Consider the following 18,526-nt stretch of genomic DNA (forward strand, 5'->3'; position numbering starts at 1 on the left):
GACGCCGAAGCGCCCGCCCGGAGAGGCCCGAACTCAGAAGAAGCCCATCGGCCCTTCCGCGTACGAGACGAGGAGGTTCTTCGTCTGCTGGTAGTGGTCGAGCATCATCTTGTGGTTCTCGCGGCCCACGCCCGACTGCTTGTATCCGCCGAACGCCGCGTGCGCCGGGTACTGGTGGTACGTGTTCGTCCACACGCGTCCGGCCTCGATCGCCCGGCCCGCGCGGTACGCGGTGTCGCCGCTGCGGCTCCAGACTCCGGCGCCGAGCCCGTAGAGGGTGTCGTTGGCGATCGAGATCGCATCGTCGAAACCGTCGAACGAGGTGACCGACAGTACGGGCCCGAAAATCTCCTCCTGGAAGATCCGCATGTCGTTCGTGCCCTCGAACACGGTCGGAGCGACGTAGAAGCCCTCGCTCAGATCGCCGCCGAGGTCGACCCGCTCGCCGCCCGTGAGCAGCCGCGCCCCGCCCTGCTTGCCGATATCGATGTAGCTGAGGATCTTCTCCAGCTGATCGTTCGAGGCCTGCGCCCCGATCATGGTCGCCGGGTCGAGCGGGTTGCCCTGTAGGACCTTGCCGACCCGCTCCAGCCCGTCGGCGAGGAAGCCGTCGTAGATCGACCGCTGGATCAGTGCGCGCGACGGGCAGGTGCAGACCTCGCCCTGGTTCAGCGCGAACATCGTGAAGCCCTCGAGCGCCTTGTCGTAGAACGGGTCGCTTGTCGACCGCGCGACGTCTTCGAAGAACACGTTCGGGCTCTTGCCTCCGAGCTCCAGAGTCACGGGGATGAGGTTCTGCGAGGCGTACTGCATGATGAGCCGCCCGGTCGTGGTCTCTCCGGTGAAGGCGACCTTGCGGATGCGCTTGTGCTGCGCGAGCGGAGCGCCCGCCTCGATGCCGAACCCGTTGACGATGTTCACGACACCGGCGGGCAGCAAGTCGCCGATGATGTCGAACAGGAGGAGGAGTGATGCCGGGGTCTGCTCGGCCGGCTTGATCACGACGCAGTTGCCCGCGGCGAGCGCCGGCGCCAGCTTCCACACCGCCATGAGGATCGGGAAGTTCCACGGGATGATCTGTCCGACCACCCCGAGCGGCTCGTGGAAGTGGTACGCGACGGTGTTCTCATCCAGCTGGCTGATGCCGCCCTCCTGCGCGCGGAGCACCCCGGCGAAGTAGCGGAAGTGGTCGACGGCGAGCGGGATGTCGGCGGCGAGCGTCTCGCGCACGGGCTTGCCGTTCTCCCAGGTCTCGGCGACCGCGATCTCCTCGAGGTGCTGCTCGATGCGGTCGGCGATGCGGTTGAGGATCACCGATCGCTCCGCCGGGCTGGTCTTGCCCCAGCTCGCAAAGGCTTTCCAGGCGACGTCGACCGCGCGGTCGATGTCTTCCGCGGTGCCACGGCCGACCTCGGTGAAGGGTTTGCCGTTCACCGGACTGACGTTCTCGAAGTACTGGCCCTTGACGGGCGCGACGAACTCGCCGCCGATGTAGTGGCCGTACTGCGGGCGGTAGTTCGCGACGGCGCCCGGCTGACCGGGAGCGGCGTAGGCGAGGGACACGTCTTCTTCGACGATGCTCATGGGGGTCTCCTTCGACGGAGCCGCGCTTCGGTTCGCGGCTGTGCTCCGAAGGTAGGTCGTGCGAGGTTGCACCCGGATGCGCAACGTTGCAATATATTGCGTCACTCACGGAGGGCGGCGGCGAAGGCCCGAAAGCGCTCGGCCATGGCCTCCGGAGCTTCTGCCACGGTGAAGTGCCCGCCGCGATCGAGCCGCTCGAAGACACGCAGGTCCGTGTAGAAGCTCCGGGCGAGCGGCTCGGGGTAGTCGTGCTCGTGACGCTGCACGTACACGGCGGCAGGAACGTCGACCGGCGGGATCGCATCCGGGGTGTCGGCCCCCTCGTAGTAGGGGCGGAAAGAGGTCGCGATGCTCTGCGTGACCCAGTAGATCATCGCCTCGGTGAGGATGCGATCGCGCGAGATGACCGCCTCGACGGATGCAGGATCGTCGCTCGGGGTGTCCGACCACTCGGCCAGCTTCTCGGCGATCCAGGCGAGGAGCCCGGCCGGAGAGTCGTTGAGAGCGGTGGCGAGTGTGTCGGGGCGTGCCCACTGCACATGCCCGTACGATCCGTTCGGGCCGTGCTCGGCCTCGAGCCGCGCGAAGAACGCCCGGACATCCGGGTCGTCCGATGCCTCACGCTCGGCGGGCGTGCCGAAGTGGGCATGTGTCGCAACGATGCCGGCGACCTGGCTCGGATACGCGCCGGCGATGAGGTCGCTGACATTGGCCGTGACGTCTTCGCCGTAGGTGATGTAGCTCTCGTAGCCGAGCACTTCGGTCATGAGCCGGTGCATGGTCTCGGCGATCCGCCGCTCGCTCATCGGTCCGTCTGCGTACGCCTGCGAGAAAGCGAATCCCGGGAGGCTTGCGACGACGACGTCGAAGTCGGGCAGCATCGTCGTGATGTCCAGCTGCAGGGCGAAGGTGTGCGGCCAGCCGTGCATGATCAGCAGCACCGGGGCATCGGCGCGCTCCGATCTCACGTGAGCGAAATGGATGTCGGTGCCGTCGACGTCGACCAGGAACTGCGGGAACCCGGCCAGCCACTCCTCGCGTGCTCTCCAGTCCCAATCGGCCCAGGTCTCCACCAGCTCCCGCAGCCACCGGGCATTCATCCCCGATGGCATCCGCCTCGGAGAATCCTCGAGGATCCTGGTCTTTCGGAGTCGCGCTCGCAGGTCGTCGAGCACTTCGTCGGGGACGTGGAGTCGGAACGGCCGGATCTCGGACATGCGAGCACGGTACTCCTTGCCACCGACACGAGTGGCTTCCGTTGGAATCGAGCCCTCAGTCGGCGGCGAGGCGCTCGATGCGGGCGACCACTCCCGCGCGCTTCGGCGATCGCGCCGGGAGCATCTCCAGGGCGAGGCGCAGCGCTTCGGCATCAGCCTGGCCCTCGGGGATCTCCGCGTAGGAGAGCAGCACGTCGAGGCTGGCCTCGGACAGCATCGCCTCGTGCAGCGCCGCCCGCACCGATTCGCGGAAGTCGTCGACTCCGGGCGACGTCGACTCGGGCAGCACCGGTCCCCGATAGGCGGTGAGCGCCACACGGTGAGCTCCGCGGTCGAGCAGGGAGAGCACATCGTGCGCATCCGTGTCGAGCGCGACGGGCAGTCGATACGGGCGCGACTCCGGCACCAGGTCCGGGGCCGTGCGCTCGAGCACCTTGCGCAGACGCACCATCTCCGGCCGCAGCGTATCGGGTGAGACGGAGGGGCCGTAGACGAGCTCGGACAGCCGCTCTGCGGAGAGGCCCTGACGATGCACGGCGAGCATCAGCAGAATGGCGGCGTGCCTCGCACTGAGCTCGATCACCGATTCGCCGTGCTCCGACTCCGTCTCCAGCCGAGCACGGTCGCGGCCGAGCACATGCAGCGTCGCGCGAGCGGTCACCGGAGTGCGCGGCTTCGAGGTGGTGGGCTTGCTCCGTGGCGCCTCGCTCCGTTCCCGCAGGCGCGCCACCATCAGCTCCGACTCCACGGCACGGGCGGTCGCGTCGACCAGCAGCCGAGCCTGCGGAGAGACGACATCCGAACCGCCGGTGATGTCGATCACACCCAGCACGCGCTTCGTCTCCGGGTCGCGCACCGGCGCGGCCGTGCAGGACCACGGATGCACGAGCCTGTTGTAGTGCTCGGCACCGCGGATCTGCACCGACTGTCCGAGTTCGAGGGCGGTTCCCGGTGCACTCGTGCCGACGGCATCCTCCGACCAGTTCGCTCCGGCGACGAAACCCATATCGTCGGTGAGCGTGCGGAGTCGATGATCGCCCTCGATCCAGAGCAGACGCCCGGCCTGGTCCCCCACCGCGATGATCACCCCCGTGTCCTCGGTGTCGCCGGGCAGCAGCAGTGCACGGATCATGTCCATGGCCGACGCGAGCGGGTGGGCGAGGCGATACTCGTCGAGCTCGTCGCTGACCAGTTCGAGTGGAGGAGCCGCCTCGGGCCCGACCCTGCGCCGCCACGACCGCTCCCACGACTCGCGGACCAGGGGCCGCACCTCCTGGAGACGCCGGTCGTCGAGGTTGCCGGCGAGGAGCTCCTCATGCGCACGCTCGATGAGCAGTCGCGATGTCGCCGGAAGCGACTCGCCGGGTACCTGCCACGGCGCAGACACAGCGGTCTCCGATCGTCGAGAGCATGCGTTGCCTCAGTGTACGAGCCGCGCGTGCCCGAGGGAACACCTGCCCCGTCAGCGGATGAGCCCGGCGACCAGGTCGTCGATCACCTCGTCGGTGGAGGTGTCCGGATCGATCGGCGTGGTGAGCCGGTCGAGAAGCAATCCATCGATCGCGTAGTGGAAGAGGGCGATCTCGCGGCGTCCGCCGGGGAGGCCGGCCGCGGTGTTGAAGGCGACATCGCCGTCGAAGCCTGCCCGTTGCCAGGCGCCGAGGACCGCGGCGACCTCGGGCCGCCGCCCTCCTTCGAGTCGCAGTTCGAACAGAGCGAGGGTCACGTCCCGATCCTCGGTCAGCCGCCGCACGATGTCGCGGATGTAGTCGGCGAACAGAGCAGGGCCGGGCGTGGCCGTCGCACGCCGCTCCATATCGTCGGGGGTGGGTGCGAGGCGCTCCCCGATCCGCTCGACGAGGCCCTCGATCAGCGCGTCCCGACTGCGGAAGTAGTTCGAGGTCGTGCCCGTCGGAACCTGCGCGGCGATATCGACCGCGCGGTGGGTGAGGCCCCGGGAACCCTCTCGTGCGAGGACCGTGAGCCCGGCGTCCGCGATCGTCCTCCGGCGTGAATCGTTCTTGACCATGAGAAGAGACTAGCGCAATCACTACGCCTGTTGTACTGTAACTGCTACATCTGTAGTTATTGGAGAATCATGCGAGAACTCGTGTATTACGCCGCCGTCACCCTCGACGGCTACATCGCCGGCCCGAACGGCGAGTTCGACGCCTTCCTCATCGAGGGCGACCACATGGACGGCATCAACGCCCGCTTCGCCGACACGCTCCCCACCGTCGCGGCCGAAGCGCTCGGCATCCCCCAGAAGCGCGACGTGTTCGACACGGTGCTGATGGGCTGGAACACCTATCAGGTGGGCGGGCTGCCCAGTCCGTACTCGCACCTGCGCCAGATCGTGTTCAGTCGCACGAAGACCGCCGAGGCCGAGAACCTCGAGGTCACCGCAGAGAACCCGGTCGACGTCGTGCGCCGACTGAAGCAGGAGGACGGCGCCGACATCTGGCTCTGCGGAGGCGGGGCTCTCGCCGCATCGCTCGCCGACGAGATCGACCGGCTCGTGCTGAAGCGGCAGCCCCTGCTGTTCGGATCGGGCATCCCGCTCTTCGGCGAGCGCCCGTATCGCCCCGAACGCTTCGACCCGGTCGAGACCATCGCGTACGAAAGCGGGGTCGTGTTCACCGAATTGGAGCGTCGACGCGAGGGGTGACGCAACGCGGGACGAGTGCTAGCATTGTGCTGTCAGGAGGCAGACATGGCAACCGTGACCATCCGCAATCTCAGCGATGACGTCGTCGTCGCGCTCAAGGAACGCGCCCGGCGAAACTCCCGCTCGATGGAGGCCGAGGTGCGCGATGTGCTGACCCGGTTGGCGAAGGGCGACGCGAGCGGGCTCGAGGCGCAACTCGAGCAGCGGGTGCCGCGTCCACGGCGGTGGTCCGTTCCGTCGAGCGAGATCATGGCATGGATCGACGCGAATCCCTCGACTCCGGAACAGGACAAGATGCGGGAGGAATGGGCGGCGGAACTCGAGGCCGATCGGAAGAACCCGCTGTTCGACGAGTCCATCCGTGACCCGTGGGAGAACCGTGATTCTTCTTGACACGAATGTGCTCATCCGCATCCGGTACGTACGCCTTCCGGCGGACGAAGTCGCCTTGAGCGCGCTCTCTTTCGCAGAACTTCGATTCGGTATCGAGCGTGCGACCGAACCCGACGTCCGCCGCGAGCGCCAGGTGGACCTCGCTCGGGTCACGACCATGTTCCACAGCGACTGGCTGCCCTTCGACACCGCCGCCGCCGATTCGTATGCCAGACTCGCGGCGCACGTAGCCACAAGACGTCCCGCCCACGCCCGAAGCACGGACATCATGCTGGCCGGTCACGCCTACGCGCTCGGCGCGGCATTCCTCACCTTCAACCCGAAGGATTTCGAGCTCGTGTCCGACGAAGTCGAGATCATCGTCCCCGAGCTGCGTTGAGGCGTCAGTCGCGCGCGGCCCACCACTCCCGAAGCCGCTGCTCGGCGACTTCGGGGCCGAGAACACCCTCGTCCAGACGCAGATCGAGCAGGAACTTGTACGCCTCGCCCACCTCACGGCCGGGCGAGATGCCGAGCACCTCCTGGATGCGGTTGCCGTCAATCTCCGGACGGATGGAGTCGAGTTCCTCCTGCTCGCGCAGCGCTGCGATGCGCGACTCGATGTCGTCGTAGGCGCTTGCCAGGCGACCGGCCTTGCGCTTGTTGCGGGTGGTGACGTCGGCGCGGGTGAGGATGTGCAGGCGCTCCAGCAGGTCACCCGCATCCCGCACGTAGCGCCGCACCGCGGCATCCGTCCACGCTCCCTCCGCATAGCCGAAGAAGCGCAGATGCAGTTCGATCAGGGTGGCCACGGCATCCGTCGTGGCGGTGTCGAACCGCAGCGACTGCAGGCGCTTGCGAGCCATGCGCGATCCGACGACGTCGTGGTGGTGGAAGGTCACCACTCCCCCGGGCTCGAGCTTGCGCGTGCGCGGCTTGCCGATGTCGTGCAGCAGCGCGGCGAGGCGCAGCGGCACATCGGGGGCGGCACCCGGATGCCGGGAGTGCTCGAGCTCGATCGCCTGACTGAGCACGGTGAGCGAGTGCTCGTAGACGTCTTTGTGGTGGTGGTGCTCGTCGACTTCGAGACGCAGTTCGGTGACCTCGGGGAGGAACTCGTCGATCAGGCCCGTATCGACCAGCACGCGGATGCCGCGCACCGGGTCGTCGGTCTGCATGAGACGCACGAGTTCGGACTGGATGCGCTCCGGGCTCACGATCTTGAGGGTCTCGCGCAGTTCGGCGATCGCCTCGGCCGTGGCCTCCTCGACGCGGAATCCGAGTTGAGCGCTGAAGCGGGCTGCCCGCAGCATCCGCAGCGGGTCGTCGCCGAACGAGATCCGCGGATCGGCGGGAGTGCGCAGGGTGCCGGCGACGAGGTCTTCCACCCCACCGGTCGGGTCGACGAGCTTGACGGACGGCACCTGCAGCGCCATGGAGTTGACGGTGAAGTCGCGGCGCACGAGGTCGCCGTCGATCGTGTCGCCGAACTCGACCGTGGGCTTGCGGGTCACGCCGTCGTAGCTGTCGGCGCGGTAGGTCGTGATCTCGACCTGCTCGCCCTGCACCCGCGCGCCGATCGTGCCGAATGCGCGGCCGATGTCCCACTGCGCGGTCGAGATCGGCGTGACGATCGCGAGGATCTCGTCAGGAGAGGCGTTCGTCGTGAAGTCGAGGTCGTGCGTCGCCCGGCCCAGCAGCGCATCGCGCACCGGACCACCGACCACGGCCAGATCGAAGCCGGCATCCGCGAACGCCGTCGCGAGGGTGCGGACGACCGGGTTCTCGGCGAGCGCGCCGAGACGGGCGAGGCCGTCGGCCATGTTGAGCATGGTTTCCAGCGTACCCGGGTGGGCAGGTGCGGCTTCGGGGCCTGCTGCTGCGCACAACTTCGGAGATCAGCCGCGACACGCCGGCTGCTGCCGCTCCTCCGTCGGCATGTCGGCTGCGATCTCCGAAGTTGTGCGCCCATCCCGGACGACGTCCCCCACCGACGCGCTGTTCACCTCCCCGTCGCCCGGGGGCCAGCCTCCCGTCACCCGACACCGATGGGGTGGAGGAGCCCCGTGCGGCTGAGCACGGAACCCCACCCCCACGAAGGACTGACATGACCTCCCCCACCCCTGCGGTGCGGTGGCGGCGTCACGGACTGACGTCCGTCGCGCTCCTCGCCCTGCTCGGCGGCGCCGTCGTCGCCCCCGCGGCCCTCGCCGCCCCCGAGCCCGAGGTGCCGACCGGCTCGCTGGTCACCGGCGACACCGCCTGGCACTATCTCGACGACGGATCAGACCCGTCGCCCGCACCGGCCGCGATCCGCGACTGGACGCAACCGACGTTCGACGACGGCTCCTGGAAGAGTGCCCCCGGCTCGTTCGGCGCGAAGAACGGCAAGCTCGGCGCCGTGGGCCCGCAGACGCCGAAGACGCTCCTGAACCACTACCTCGACGGTGCGAAGGCGCCGACCGTGCCGACGTACTTCTTCCGCACGACGTTCGAGCTGGAAGCGGGCGTGGCCGAGAAGGTCGCGGCGCTGCAGAGCACGATCACCTACGACGACGCCGTGATCGTGTGGATCAACGGCGAAGAGGTCGCCCGCTACGTCGACGGCCGCATCACCGACACGAAGAACGTCGAATACGCCGGCGACTCCAACGGCGACCCGCTCACGAGCACGTTCAGCGCCGAGGGCGAGCTGCTGCACGACGGCACGAACACGATCGCCGTGTCGCTGTTCCAGGACCGCGAGACCAGCTCGGACATCTACTTCGACATGTCGTCGCTGACCCTGGTCGAGGCATCCGACCCCGGCACGCCCGTGATCGCCCCGCCGACCCGGGTCATCCTGACCCCCACCGAGCAGCCCGCCGTCTCGCAGGCGTTCTCGTGGCTCGCCGGCGACGCCTCGCACACGGTCGGACAGGTCGAGATCGCCCCGACGGCGGGTGGCGACGTCCGCACCGTCGACGCCTACGACGCCGGCGTGGTCAACGGCAACCCGAACAAGCACTTCTCGGCGACCGTCACGGGGCTGACCGCCGCGACCGAGTACCGCTACCGCGTGGGCCTTCCCGGCAGCTGGAGCGACTGGTACGAGTTCCGCACGGCCGACCCGAAAGCCACCGACTTCCAGTTCATCTACTACGGCGACGCGCAGATCGGCCTCGACACCACGTGGCCGAGCGTCGTGAAGCAGGCCGAGGCCAACGCTCCGCGCTCCATCGGCTCGGTGCATGCGGGTGACCTCATCAACACGTCCAGCAACGAGAACGAGTGGGTCAACTGGTTCAAGGGCATGAAGGACTCGGCCGTGCGTACCAATGTGATGGCCGCCCCTGGCAACCACGAGTACTCCGGCGACAAGCTGCTCACCGCCTGGAAGGCCGCATTCGAGTACCCGCACAACAACCCCTCGATGAGCTCGATCGGTGAACTGGCCGATCTCGCCAAGGGCGACACCGAGGTCGCGGCCCAGTACCGCTCGCTGTTCGAGCACTGGAGCGCATTCGCCGCCGAGACCGCGTACTACACCGACTACCAGGGCGTGCGCTTCATCACGCTCAACGCGACGCGCGACGCGACCTTCCTCACGCCGCCGGCGCTGCCGTCGTGCTCGGGTGCGGACTGCCCGATCGCGAAGGGCGAAGAGCTGTGGATCCGCTTCCAGGGCGCCTGGCTCGACCTGCTGCTGCAGAACAGCCCGTCGAAGTGGAACGTCGTCACCTTCCACCAGCCGGTCTTCTCGGCATCCGAGGGTCGCGACGAGCCGAAGCTCCGCGCCGACTGGGTCCCCGTGTTCCAGCGCAACGACATCGACCTGGTGCTCATGGGCCACGATCACACCTACGCCCGCGGCTACGTGAACACCGACGCGACCGAGACGCCCGGCATCACCACGGGCCCGGTGTACGTCGTGTCGAACTCTGGCGCGAAGCACTACGAGCTCGAGACGCCGGAGAAGAACGTCTGGACCAACAACGGCGCCACCCAGGTGCTGCGCGGCCAGGGCGTCACGACCTACCAGGTGATCGACGTGTCGAAGAACCAGCTCGTCTACCGCTCGTACCTGGCGGAGAAGCAGCCGGATGCCACCACCGACCTTCCTGTCGGAGCCGTATACGACACGTTCACGGTGACGAAGTCGGATGCCGGCGAGAAGTGGGTCACCGAGAAGGGCGTCACACCTCCGGTCACGCCGGAGCCCGAGGTTCCTGCCGAGATCGAGCTGGGCGCGGCATCGGTCAAGGCCGGCGGCACGGTCACGGTCTCGGGCACTGGCTTCGCGGAGGGCGCCGAGCTGCGGCTCGAACTGCGTTCCGACCCGGTGCAGCTGGGCACGGCGACCGCCGCTGCCGACGGCTCGTTCCAGCGCACGGTGACCATCCCGGCGAATACCCCGGCCGGGGCGCACACGCTCGCCGCGATCCTGCCGGACGGCACCGAGGTCACGGCCTCGCTGACCGTCAGCGCGGTGTCCGGCGGCGGAGCGGTCACCCCCGGCGACGGCTCGGGCGGCGCGACGGACGGCGACCTCGCCACGACCGGTGCCGACAGCATGCCGTACATCGTCGCGGCGGTCGTGCTGCTCGCGGCCGGCCTCGGCCTGTTCGCGCTGCGCCGCCGACGTCAGCACGCCACGGTGGAGGTCATCGACGCGGAGTAGTCCGCAGCATCCACGGGCGCCGTCGGGGTTTCGACCACGGCGGCGCCCGTCTGTGCCCCGCCCTGCGAAAACCCGGAGGTTTCGTGCTCACCGCGGCGCGCCGCGCTCCGACACGCCGCCAGGCACCCGGACCATCTCAGTTTTCGCACCCGCGGCCGCCTCGACGGAGCCTCCGACTGGGATAGCCTTCCACCGAGTCCGTCCCGTTGAAGGAGAGTCCGTGCCCGCGAACGATGTGATGGCCGACGAGACCGATCGGATCGTCGCCGCGGCCCTGCAGGTGAACGGCCGTGCGTCGTGGGGAGAGATCGCCCGCGTGGTCGACCTTCCTGAGCGCACCGTCGCCCGGCGAGGCCAGCGGCTGCTCGACCGCGGACTGGTCCGCGTCTCCACCTACGTCGACCCCGCCCGCGTTCTCCATGCCCGCGCGGTGCTGTTCCGCATCACGACCGAGCCGCACGCCCTGTGGCACGTCGCGCGCACGCTCGCCCGCCGCGCCGATGCCTCGTCGGTCTCGGTCCTCGAGGGCAGCAGCGACATCGCGGGCCTGCTGCTCCCCCATGATGACGCGTCGATCCGCGAGCTGCTCTTCACGGACTTCCCCGAGCTCGAGGGCATCGACTCGATCAACGTCACCACCGTGCTGAAGTTCTTCCGCTCGGGGCACGACTGGCGTGCGGGAGTGCTCACCGACGAGCAGGCGCGCATGCTCGACGAGTCGTCCGGCTCCGAGGTCGACCCCGCCGACTCCCTGAGCGAAGACGAAGAGGCTCTGATTCGGCTGCTCCTGAAGGACGGACGGATGCCGGTGGCCCAACTCGCCCGCGCCCTGGGCCTGAACGTCACGACCACACGGCGCCGCATGGAGTCGCTGAGCCGCCGCGGCTTGATGCACCCGCGCACCGAGGTCGTCCCGAGCCTGTTCGGTCTGGGGCTCGAGGCGCTCGTGTGGCTGCGCGTGCCGATGGCTCGACTCGAGAAGGTGGGTGCAGCCCTCGCCGCCGCCCCCGAGGTGAAGTTCATCGCGGCCACCACGGGCACCTCGCAGCTGCTCGCCAACGTGCTCGTGAAGGATGCCGACGAGTTCTATCGCTTCCTCACCGGCCCGGCGGTTGCGGGGCATGAGGGTCTCGAGGTCGTGGAGTCGCTCGTGGTGATCACCCCGGTGCTGCGCGGATCGCTGATCGTCGACGAGGCCCCCGAGGCGCTGGCGAATGACATGCCCACCGGCGCCATCCGCCTTTAGGCCGATTCTGTTACTGGCATGTAACGAAATGGCGAGATCGTTCTTAACAGCTTGACCTAGTGGCGAAATAGGGCGAGTATCCTCTCCAGGGCCAACACCCCTGGAGAGGACGATCGTGTTCACGGCTACGGGAGACGACTGGGCGGACCGCGCGACGACGCTGCCCCTGCACACGCGCATGTTCATCGACGGCGCGTGGGAGGCGGGCTCGGCCGAGCCCCTGACTCCCGTGAGCCCGCGGGATGGTCGTACGCTCCCGCCGATCGCCGCCGCCTCCGCCGCCGACGTCGACCGCGCCGTCCGCTCGGCTCGCGCCGCGTTCGACTCCGGTGTCTGGTCGCGCATGGCACCCCGTGAGCGCGGCCAGCTGCTCATCGCCTTCGCGCAGAAGATCCACGACAACGCCGAAGAGCTCGCGCTCACCATCTCGCTCGAGATGGGCAAGCCCATCCGCGAGGCGCTGCAGACCGAGATGCGTGCGGTCGTGAACTGCTTCCGCTGGTACGGCGAGGCCGCAGACAAGGTGCTCGACGAGATGCCGGTCACCGCACCGGGCAGCCTCGCCCTCGTCACGCGCGAACCGGCCGGTGTCGTCGCGGCCGTCGTACCGTGGAACTTCCCGCTGACCATGACGGCCTGGAAGCTCGCCCCCGCCCTGGCGGTCGGCAACAGCGTCGTGCTCAAGCCCGCCGAGTACACCACCTTCTCCGCCCTGCGCCTCGCCGAGCTCGCGGTCGAAGCCGGCATCCCCGCCGGTGTGCTCAACGTCACGCCAGGCACCGGCCAGGTCGCCGGCCGCGCACTCGGCGAACACCCCGACGTCGACGTGGTCACCTTCACCGGCTCGCCCGAGGTCGGCCGGAAATTCCTCGGCTACTCGGCCGCCTCCAACGGCAAGCGCGTCTGGCCCGAGCTCGGCGGCAAGACCGCGAGCCTGGTGCTGCCGGATGCCGACCTGGAACGGGCCGTGCGCGCCACCGCCGACGGCTGCTTCTACAACCAGGGGCAGATGTGCACGGCATCCTCCCGCCTGCTGGTGCCGCGTTCGCAGCATGAGCGAGCACTGGAGATCGCCGCCGAGGTCGCGCGCACGAGCCTTCCCGCCGACCCCTTCGACGTCACCACCTCGATGGGCGCCATCGTCAGCGAGCGACAGCTCGCGGGGATCGCCGGCTTCGTCGAGCGTGCGCAGGCCGAGGGCGGCGAGCTCGCCGCCGGCAGCGCCGAACGTTTCCGGGCCGTCGACGGCGGCAGCTACTTCGCCCCCGTCGTGCTCGGCGTCACGCCCCACCACGAGGTCGCGCAGCGCGAGGTCTTCGGGCCGGTGCTGTCGGTCATCGCGTACGACGACGTGGAAGACGCCCTCGAGATCGCGAACGGCACCGAGTTCGGCCTCGCCGCCGCGCTCTGGAGCACAGACCTCAACGCCGTGCACACGCTCTCGCGTCGCCTCCGCGCCGGTGTCGTCTGGGTCAACTGCTTCGAAGAGGGCGACATGACGATCCCCTTCGGCGGCGTCAAGGGATCGGGTTTCGGCCGCGACAAGAGCCTGCACGCCCTCGAGAAGTTCACCGACCTCAAGACCACCTGGATCGAGCTCTCGTGACGCGCCCGTTCATCGGCATCACCACCTGGCGCCGGTTCATCGACACCGATCTCGGCAACGGTCGCCCCGCCCACAGCCTGGGCACGGAGTACGCAGCCCCCATCGAGGCAGCGGGCGGCGCCGTGGCGCTGCTGCCGCCGACCGCCGGTGTCGACGAGGTGCTCGACCGCCTCGACGGACTCGTGCTCTCCGGCGGAGAGGACGTGCATCCCGCGCGGTACGGCGCCGAGCCGCAAGAGGGGAAGGGCTACGACGCCTCACGCGACGGCTACGAGATCGCACTCGCCCGCGGAGCCCGTGACCGCGGGATCCCGGTTCTCGCGATCTGCCGCGGGCTCCAGGTCAGCAACATCGCGTTCGGAGGATCGCTGATCGTCGACATCCCGACGACCGCTGATCACCAACCCGTACGCGGCGCCGACCAGCAGCTCGAGGCCCGGCATCCGATCGTGATCGCCGAGGGCAGCCGACTCGCGGAGCTCTACAGCACACGCGAGCGCGTCGTGAACACCATCCACCACCAGTCGATCGACGTCCCCGCCCCCGGCCTCCGACCGGTCGCCTGGGCGCCCGACGGCATCGTCGAAGCCGTCGAGGCCGACGACGACTGGCCCTTCTGGGCGGTGCAGTGGCACCCCGAGAAGATGATCGCTCCCGATGAGGCCGCAGAGGAGATGCCGCTGTTCGCGGCGTTCGTCTCGGCCGCCCGTGAACGCGCAGCGGAACACCCCGCTGCAGAGAAAGGAACACGATGACCAAGCAGGTCTTCCTCGAGTACGAGAACGGCGTCCGCGCCGTCGCCACCCTGTTCGAGGACCTCGCCCCTCGCACCTGCGAGGCCATGTGGGGTGCGCTGGAGAAGCCGGTCACCATGCAGGCCATGCACGCGATGTACGCCGGACCCGAGGTCATGGTCGGCCTTCCCGAAGAGGCCCAGAACTTCGACCCCGAGAAGGTGCCGTTCGAGAACCAGCAGGTCGTGCCCGCACCGGGTGACCTGCAGTGGTACTGGCAGCGTCCCATGCAGATGGGCGGCCTGCCGTTCGAGTGGTACGAGATCGGAGTCTTCTACGATCGTGGTGCCCGTACTCTCGGCCCGCTCGGATGGACACCCGTCAACATCTGGGGCGGCATCACCGAAGGACTCGCGGAATTCGCCAAGGAGAGCGCCGCGATCCGCATCGACGGAGCGAAGCAGCTCACCATCGGACGCCTGGTCTAAGGCGTTCACTCAGTGCTGGACCCATCCCGAAGGAGCAGTGCATGAATACCCGAAGAATCCTCACCACCGGAGCGCTCGTCGCCACCGGCGCCCTCGTCCTCGCCGGCTGTGCATCCGGTGACGACACCGCATCCTCCGGCGACAAGGAGTTCGCCGGCGAGACCATCGTCGTCACCTCTTTCGGCGGCGACTGGGAGAAGGCCTTCATCGAGGCCGTCGTCGATCCCTTCGAGGAGGAGACCGGTGCGAAGGTCGAGCTGATCACGCTGTACAGCGCCGACGCCCTCGCACAGGTCACCGCCCAGAAGGCGAGCCCGCAGATCGATGTCGTGCACTTCTCGGGCGGCCAGGAGTTCACGGCCGCTCAGGACGGTCTCATCGCCCCGATCGCGGCCGACGACCTGTCCGAGTCCGGTGACCTGATCGACCTCGCGACCGCGGGGCTCGAGCGCGGCGAAGGCCCGGTCATCCAGCTCGCACCGATCGGACTCGTCTACAACACCGAGGCTGATGCTCCGGCGCCCACCTCGTGGCTCGACCTGTTCGACGAGGCGTATGCCGGCCACGTCGCCCTCACGGACTTCTCGAACACGTACGGCGTGCTCTCGATGCTCCGTATCGCCGACGCGCTCGGCGGCGGAATCGACGACCCATCCCAGGCCATCGCCGACCTCGGAGCACTCGCCTCGTCGGGCGACGCCATCGTGGTCCCGACCTCGCCCGACCTGCAGACCGCCTTCGCGCAGCGCGACACCTGGATCGCTCCGTACGCGATGGACTACGCCGGCACCCTGCAGGACGCGGGTCTCCCGGTCGAGTTCATCGTTCCCGAGGAGGGCGCCACCGCCTCCCTCATCACGGCGAACGTCGTCGAGGGCCGGGACAACCCCGACCTCGCGAAGCTCTTCATCGACTTCGAGCTGCGCCCCGAAGCGCAGGCCGTCTTCGCGGAGAACATGCGGTACTCGCCGGTGAACACCAAGGCGGAGCTCTCCGACGACGCCGCGGATGCGGTCCTCACTGGTGACGAGCTCGACACGGTCGTGGTCTACGCGCCCGGCGACATCGCAGCCGACCGTCAGTCCTGGACCGACGAGTGGAATGCGCTGATCACCAAATGAGCGTCCGAACCCGTAGGGAGCCCTGGCTCCTGCTCCTGCCGGCGATCGCATTGCTCGCGCTCGCCTTCGTCACACCGGTGGCCGGCATGCTCCTCTCGAGCGTGCAATCGTCGGCAGGCGGGTTCACCCTCGACAACTTCACCCGGTTGTTCACGAGTGACTATCACCTCCAGGCGGCGCTGCGCTCGCTCCGCCTGGGGGTGATCCAGACGGTGATCACGCTCGTGATCGCCATCCCCCTGTCCTATGTCATGGCCAGGGCCGGCTCCAAGGTGCGCTCCTTCCTCCTCATCGTCGTGATCCTCCCGCTCATGACGAGCGTCGTGGTCCGCACGTTCGGTTGGGTCGTCCTGATGGGTCCCTCCGGACTCATGATGCAGATCCCGGGCGCGGAGTTCCTCGTCGGCGGCACGCAGGGCTTCCTCGGCACCGAGACCGGCGTCGTGATCGCCATGGTGCAGGTGCTCCTCCCGTTCGCGGTGCTCAGCATCCTCGGCGTCATCTCCGGCATCACCCCGCAGCTCGAAGAGGCGTCCCGCACCCTCGGCGCCGGCTTCTGGCGCACGCTGCGGCACGTCGTCCTCCCCCTCGCGGTTCCCGGCATCGTCGCCGGTGCCTCGCTCGTCTTCGTCCTGTCGGTGAGCTCGTTCATCACTCCCCGGTTCATCGGTGGAGCCCAGATCCCGGTGTTCGCGCAGACCATCTACGTCGACGCGACCACCAACCTCGACTGGTCGTTCGCGGCCGCGCAGGCCGTGCTGCTGTTCGCCGGGGTCATGCTCGTGCTCGCAGCGACGTCCCGGCTCGGGAAGCAGAAGGTGTGACCATGGTCCGTTCCGTTCCCCTCCTCGGCAGAATCCTCGCGATCGTCCTCGGCGTCGTCGTGACGCTGTACATGCTCGTGCCGCTCATGGTCGTGGCCGGTGCCTCGGTCGGCGAGAACCGCTTCCTGACCTTCCCCGGGCAGGGCTTCACGCTCGACTGGTACGTCGAGGCACTCACCTCCGACACCTACCTCGAGCCGTTCCGCCTGAGCCTGCTCGTCGGCATCACCGTCGCCATCCTCGCCGCCGCGATCGGCACCGCAGCCGCCCTCGCCCTCACCCGCTTCACAGTTCCCGGCGGGGCGGCGATCCAGGCGCTGCTGATGTCGCCGCTGACGATCCCCACGATCATCCTCGCGATCGGCGCCCTCTCCATCGCGTCGCTCACGATCGGCTCGCCCAACGTGGGGGTGCTGATCGCGATCCACATCGTCATCGCCATCCCCTATGTGATGCGCACCGTGACCGGCGTGATGACCCGTGCCGACCACTTCACCGAGGAGGCGGCGCGCACCCTCGGCGCCAGCACCTGGAACCGCTACCGGCTCGTCGTGCTCCCGATCGCCCGCCCCGGCATCGCCGCCGGCGCGTTCTTCGCCTTCAACATCTCGTTCGACGATGCGGTCATCGCCCTCTTCCTGCGCACCCCGCAGCTGGAGACGCTCCCCATCGCCATCTACGGCCAGCTGGAGTTCAGCACGTCGCCCACCGTGGCGGCCGTCTCGACTCTCATGGTCCTGCTCACCGTCGTCCTCATGATCGTGCTCGAACGCATCATCGGCCTGGGAAGGTTGTTCGTCTGATGACAACACTCACCATCACCTCACTCACCAAGGACTTCAAGGGGACGAAGGTGCTCAAGGGCATCGACCTCTCGATGCAGTCCGGGGAGTTCGTCTCCCTCCTCGGCCCCTCCGGCTGCGGCAAGACGACCCTCCTCCGCTGCATCGCGGGCCTCGAGTCGCCCAGCGGCGGCACGATCGAGATCGCGGGTCAGGATGTGACGAAGCTGCCGCCCGAGAAGCGTCACCTGGGCATGATGTTCCAGAGCTACGCGCTCTTCCCGCACATGAGCGTGGCCGAGAACGTGCGCTTCGGGCTGCGGATGTCGGGCGAGAAGTCCAAGGCCGAGCAGAAGGAGCTGGCCGTGCGCGCCCTGGAGCGCGTGCAGATGGGTCACCTCGCCGATCGGATGCCGGCACAGCTGTCGGGCGGTCAGCAGCAGCGCGTCGCACTCGCCCGCGCCATCGCCTTCGAGCCGCGCGTGCTCCTCCTCGACGAGCCGCTGTCGAACCTCGACGCCCGGCTGCGTGAAGACATGCAGGTCGAGCTGAAGGAGCTGCACCGCACGCTCGGACTCACCACCGTGTTCGTGACGCACGACCAGGAGGAGGCGATGAGCCTCTCCGACCGGATCGTGCTCATGAACGGCGGTGTGATCGAGCAGGAGGGTGCACCGGCCGAGCTCTACGGCGCACCGCGCACTCCGTTCGCCGCAGATTTCATCGGGGCGGCCAACCTGCTCGCGGCGACGCGCTCGGGTGCCGTCGCCACGATCGACGGCACCGACATCCGTGTGCCGCTGTCCGGTGCCGGGCCGGATGGCGGAGGCGAGGTGGTGCTCCGCCAGGAGGACCTGCACCTGTCCCCCACCGTCGGCGCGGACGCCCCGGTGCGCGTCGAGGTCGTCGCCCATGTCTATCGCGGAGCGGACATCGTCTACATCGTCGAGCTCGCCGGAAAGCGGATGAGAGTCGTGCGACCGCGGCATGAGGCCCCGATCCCCGAAGGTACCGCCGGTCTCGGTTGGCGCGAGGGCGCCGTGCTCTGGATCGCCGCCGCCTAGTGCGGCCGCATCCGACCCGACCGCCGTCCGTACCGCCGTCCGTGCACAACTTCGGAGTTCCGCCGCGACACGCCGCAGGCGGCCGGCTCGGTGCGGCGTGTCGGCCGCGATCTCCGAAGCTGTGTCGGGAGCTCGGGAGCCTGGGCGCGAGGGGCGGCAC

17 protein-coding genes are annotated in these 18,526 nt (G+C 68.5%); 12 read left to right on the forward strand and 5 right to left on the reverse strand.

Annotated elements, in window-relative coordinates; all coding sequences use genetic code 11:
• Positions 1–33: 33 nt before the first annotated feature.
• The 4 genes from DW298_RS11045 to DW298_RS11060 form a co-directional block, all read right to left on the reverse strand.
• The gene (locus tag DW298_RS11045; protein WP_136042528.1) at positions 34–1,584 is read right to left on the reverse strand and encodes an aldehyde dehydrogenase family protein; all 1,551 of its coding nucleotides are present in this window, start codon (positions 1,582–1,584) and stop codon (positions 34–36) included.
• A gap of 101 nt (positions 1,585–1,685) precedes the next feature.
• On the reverse strand, positions 1,686–2,801 hold the full coding sequence (locus DW298_RS11050; RefSeq protein ID WP_136042529.1) for an epoxide hydrolase family protein: 1,116 nt from the start codon (positions 2,799–2,801) through the stop codon (positions 1,686–1,688).
• A 55-nt stretch (positions 2,802–2,856) separates the two neighbouring features.
• Positions 2,857–4,188, reverse strand: a complete 1,332-nt coding sequence (locus DW298_RS11055; protein WP_136042530.1) for a GAF domain-containing protein — start codon at positions 4,186–4,188, stop codon at positions 2,857–2,859.
• A gap of 75 nt (positions 4,189–4,263) precedes the next feature.
• Positions 4,264–4,830: a TetR/AcrR family transcriptional regulator gene (locus DW298_RS11060; RefSeq protein WP_136042531.1), complete on the reverse strand. Its 567-nt coding sequence runs from the start codon at positions 4,828–4,830 to the stop codon at positions 4,264–4,266.
• A 69-nt stretch (positions 4,831–4,899) separates the two neighbouring features.
• On the opposite strand from DW298_RS11060, the gene DW298_RS11065 reads away from it, so the two are divergent.
• Genes DW298_RS11065 through DW298_RS11070 form a run of 3 tightly spaced genes read left to right on the forward strand, consistent with a single transcriptional unit; the run spans position 4,900 to position 6,241 of the window.
• Positions 4,900–5,469, forward strand: a complete 570-nt coding sequence (locus DW298_RS11065; RefSeq protein ID WP_136042532.1) for a dihydrofolate reductase family protein — start codon at positions 4,900–4,902, stop codon at positions 5,467–5,469.
• A gap of 45 nt (positions 5,470–5,514) precedes the next feature.
• On the forward strand, positions 5,515–5,862 hold the full coding sequence (locus tag DW298_RS19345; RefSeq protein WP_168429610.1) for a hypothetical protein: 348 nt from the start codon (positions 5,515–5,517) through the stop codon (positions 5,860–5,862).
• On the forward strand, positions 5,849–6,241 hold the full coding sequence (locus tag DW298_RS11070; RefSeq protein WP_168429611.1) for a PIN domain-containing protein: 393 nt from the start codon (positions 5,849–5,851) through the stop codon (positions 6,239–6,241). The genes DW298_RS19345 and DW298_RS11070 overlap by 14 nt, the downstream gene beginning before the upstream one ends.
• Before the next feature lie 4 nt (positions 6,242–6,245).
• Here DW298_RS11070 and DW298_RS11075 read toward each other — a convergent pair whose 3' ends face one another.
• Positions 6,246–7,673, reverse strand: coding sequence for a CCA tRNA nucleotidyltransferase (locus DW298_RS11075; protein WP_136042534.1), 1,428 nt, complete (start codon positions 7,671–7,673; stop codon positions 6,246–6,248).
• 275 nt (positions 7,674–7,948) lie between these two features.
• On the opposite strand from DW298_RS11075, the gene DW298_RS11080 reads away from it, so the two are divergent.
• From DW298_RS11080 to DW298_RS11120, 9 genes are all read left to right on the forward strand, one after another.
• On the forward strand, positions 7,949–10,501 hold the full coding sequence (locus DW298_RS11080; protein ID WP_136042535.1) for a fibronectin type III domain-containing protein: 2,553 nt from the start codon (positions 7,949–7,951) through the stop codon (positions 10,499–10,501).
• Between the two features lie 220 nt (positions 10,502–10,721).
• The gene (locus tag DW298_RS11085; RefSeq protein WP_136042536.1) at positions 10,722–11,747 is read left to right on the forward strand and encodes an Lrp/AsnC family transcriptional regulator; all 1,026 of its coding nucleotides are present in this window, start codon (positions 10,722–10,724) and stop codon (positions 11,745–11,747) included.
• A gap of 115 nt (positions 11,748–11,862) precedes the next feature.
• The gene (locus DW298_RS11090; protein ID WP_136042537.1) at positions 11,863–13,353 is read left to right on the forward strand and encodes an aldehyde dehydrogenase family protein; all 1,491 of its coding nucleotides are present in this window, start codon (positions 11,863–11,865) and stop codon (positions 13,351–13,353) included.
• Positions 13,350–14,108: a gamma-glutamyl-gamma-aminobutyrate hydrolase family protein gene (locus DW298_RS11095; RefSeq protein WP_168429612.1), complete on the forward strand. Its 759-nt coding sequence runs from the start codon at positions 13,350–13,352 to the stop codon at positions 14,106–14,108. The genes DW298_RS11090 and DW298_RS11095 overlap by 4 nt, the downstream gene beginning before the upstream one ends.
• On the forward strand, positions 14,105–14,575 hold the full coding sequence (locus tag DW298_RS11100) for a DUF3830 family protein (RefSeq protein WP_017829890.1): 471 nt from the start codon (positions 14,105–14,107) through the stop codon (positions 14,573–14,575). Before DW298_RS11095 ends, DW298_RS11100 begins: the two co-directional genes overlap by 4 nt.
• A 41-nt stretch (positions 14,576–14,616) precedes the next feature.
• Complete coding sequence (locus DW298_RS11105; protein ID WP_136042539.1) at positions 14,617–15,696, forward strand: ABC transporter substrate-binding protein; 1,080 nt, start codon at positions 14,617–14,619, stop codon at positions 15,694–15,696.
• Positions 15,693–16,520: an ABC transporter permease gene (locus tag DW298_RS11110; protein ID WP_136042540.1), complete on the forward strand. Its 828-nt coding sequence runs from the start codon at positions 15,693–15,695 to the stop codon at positions 16,518–16,520. The genes DW298_RS11105 and DW298_RS11110 overlap by 4 nt, the downstream gene beginning before the upstream one ends.
• 2 nt (positions 16,521–16,522) lie before the next feature.
• Positions 16,523–17,323 carry an ABC transporter permease gene (locus DW298_RS11115; RefSeq protein ID WP_240745109.1) on the forward strand — a complete coding sequence of 267 codons (801 nt, stop codon included), beginning with the start codon at positions 16,523–16,525 and terminating at the stop codon, positions 17,321–17,323.
• Positions 17,323–18,366, forward strand: a complete 1,044-nt coding sequence (locus tag DW298_RS11120) for an ABC transporter ATP-binding protein (RefSeq protein ID WP_136042542.1) — start codon at positions 17,323–17,325, stop codon at positions 18,364–18,366. The genes DW298_RS11115 and DW298_RS11120 overlap by 1 nt, the downstream gene beginning before the upstream one ends.
• The last annotated feature ends 160 nt before the right edge of the window (positions 18,367–18,526 follow it).

Source organism: Microbacterium sp. A20 (assembly GCF_004794515.1).
Classification (GTDB): Bacteria; Actinomycetota; Actinomycetes; order Actinomycetales; family Microbacteriaceae; genus Microbacterium.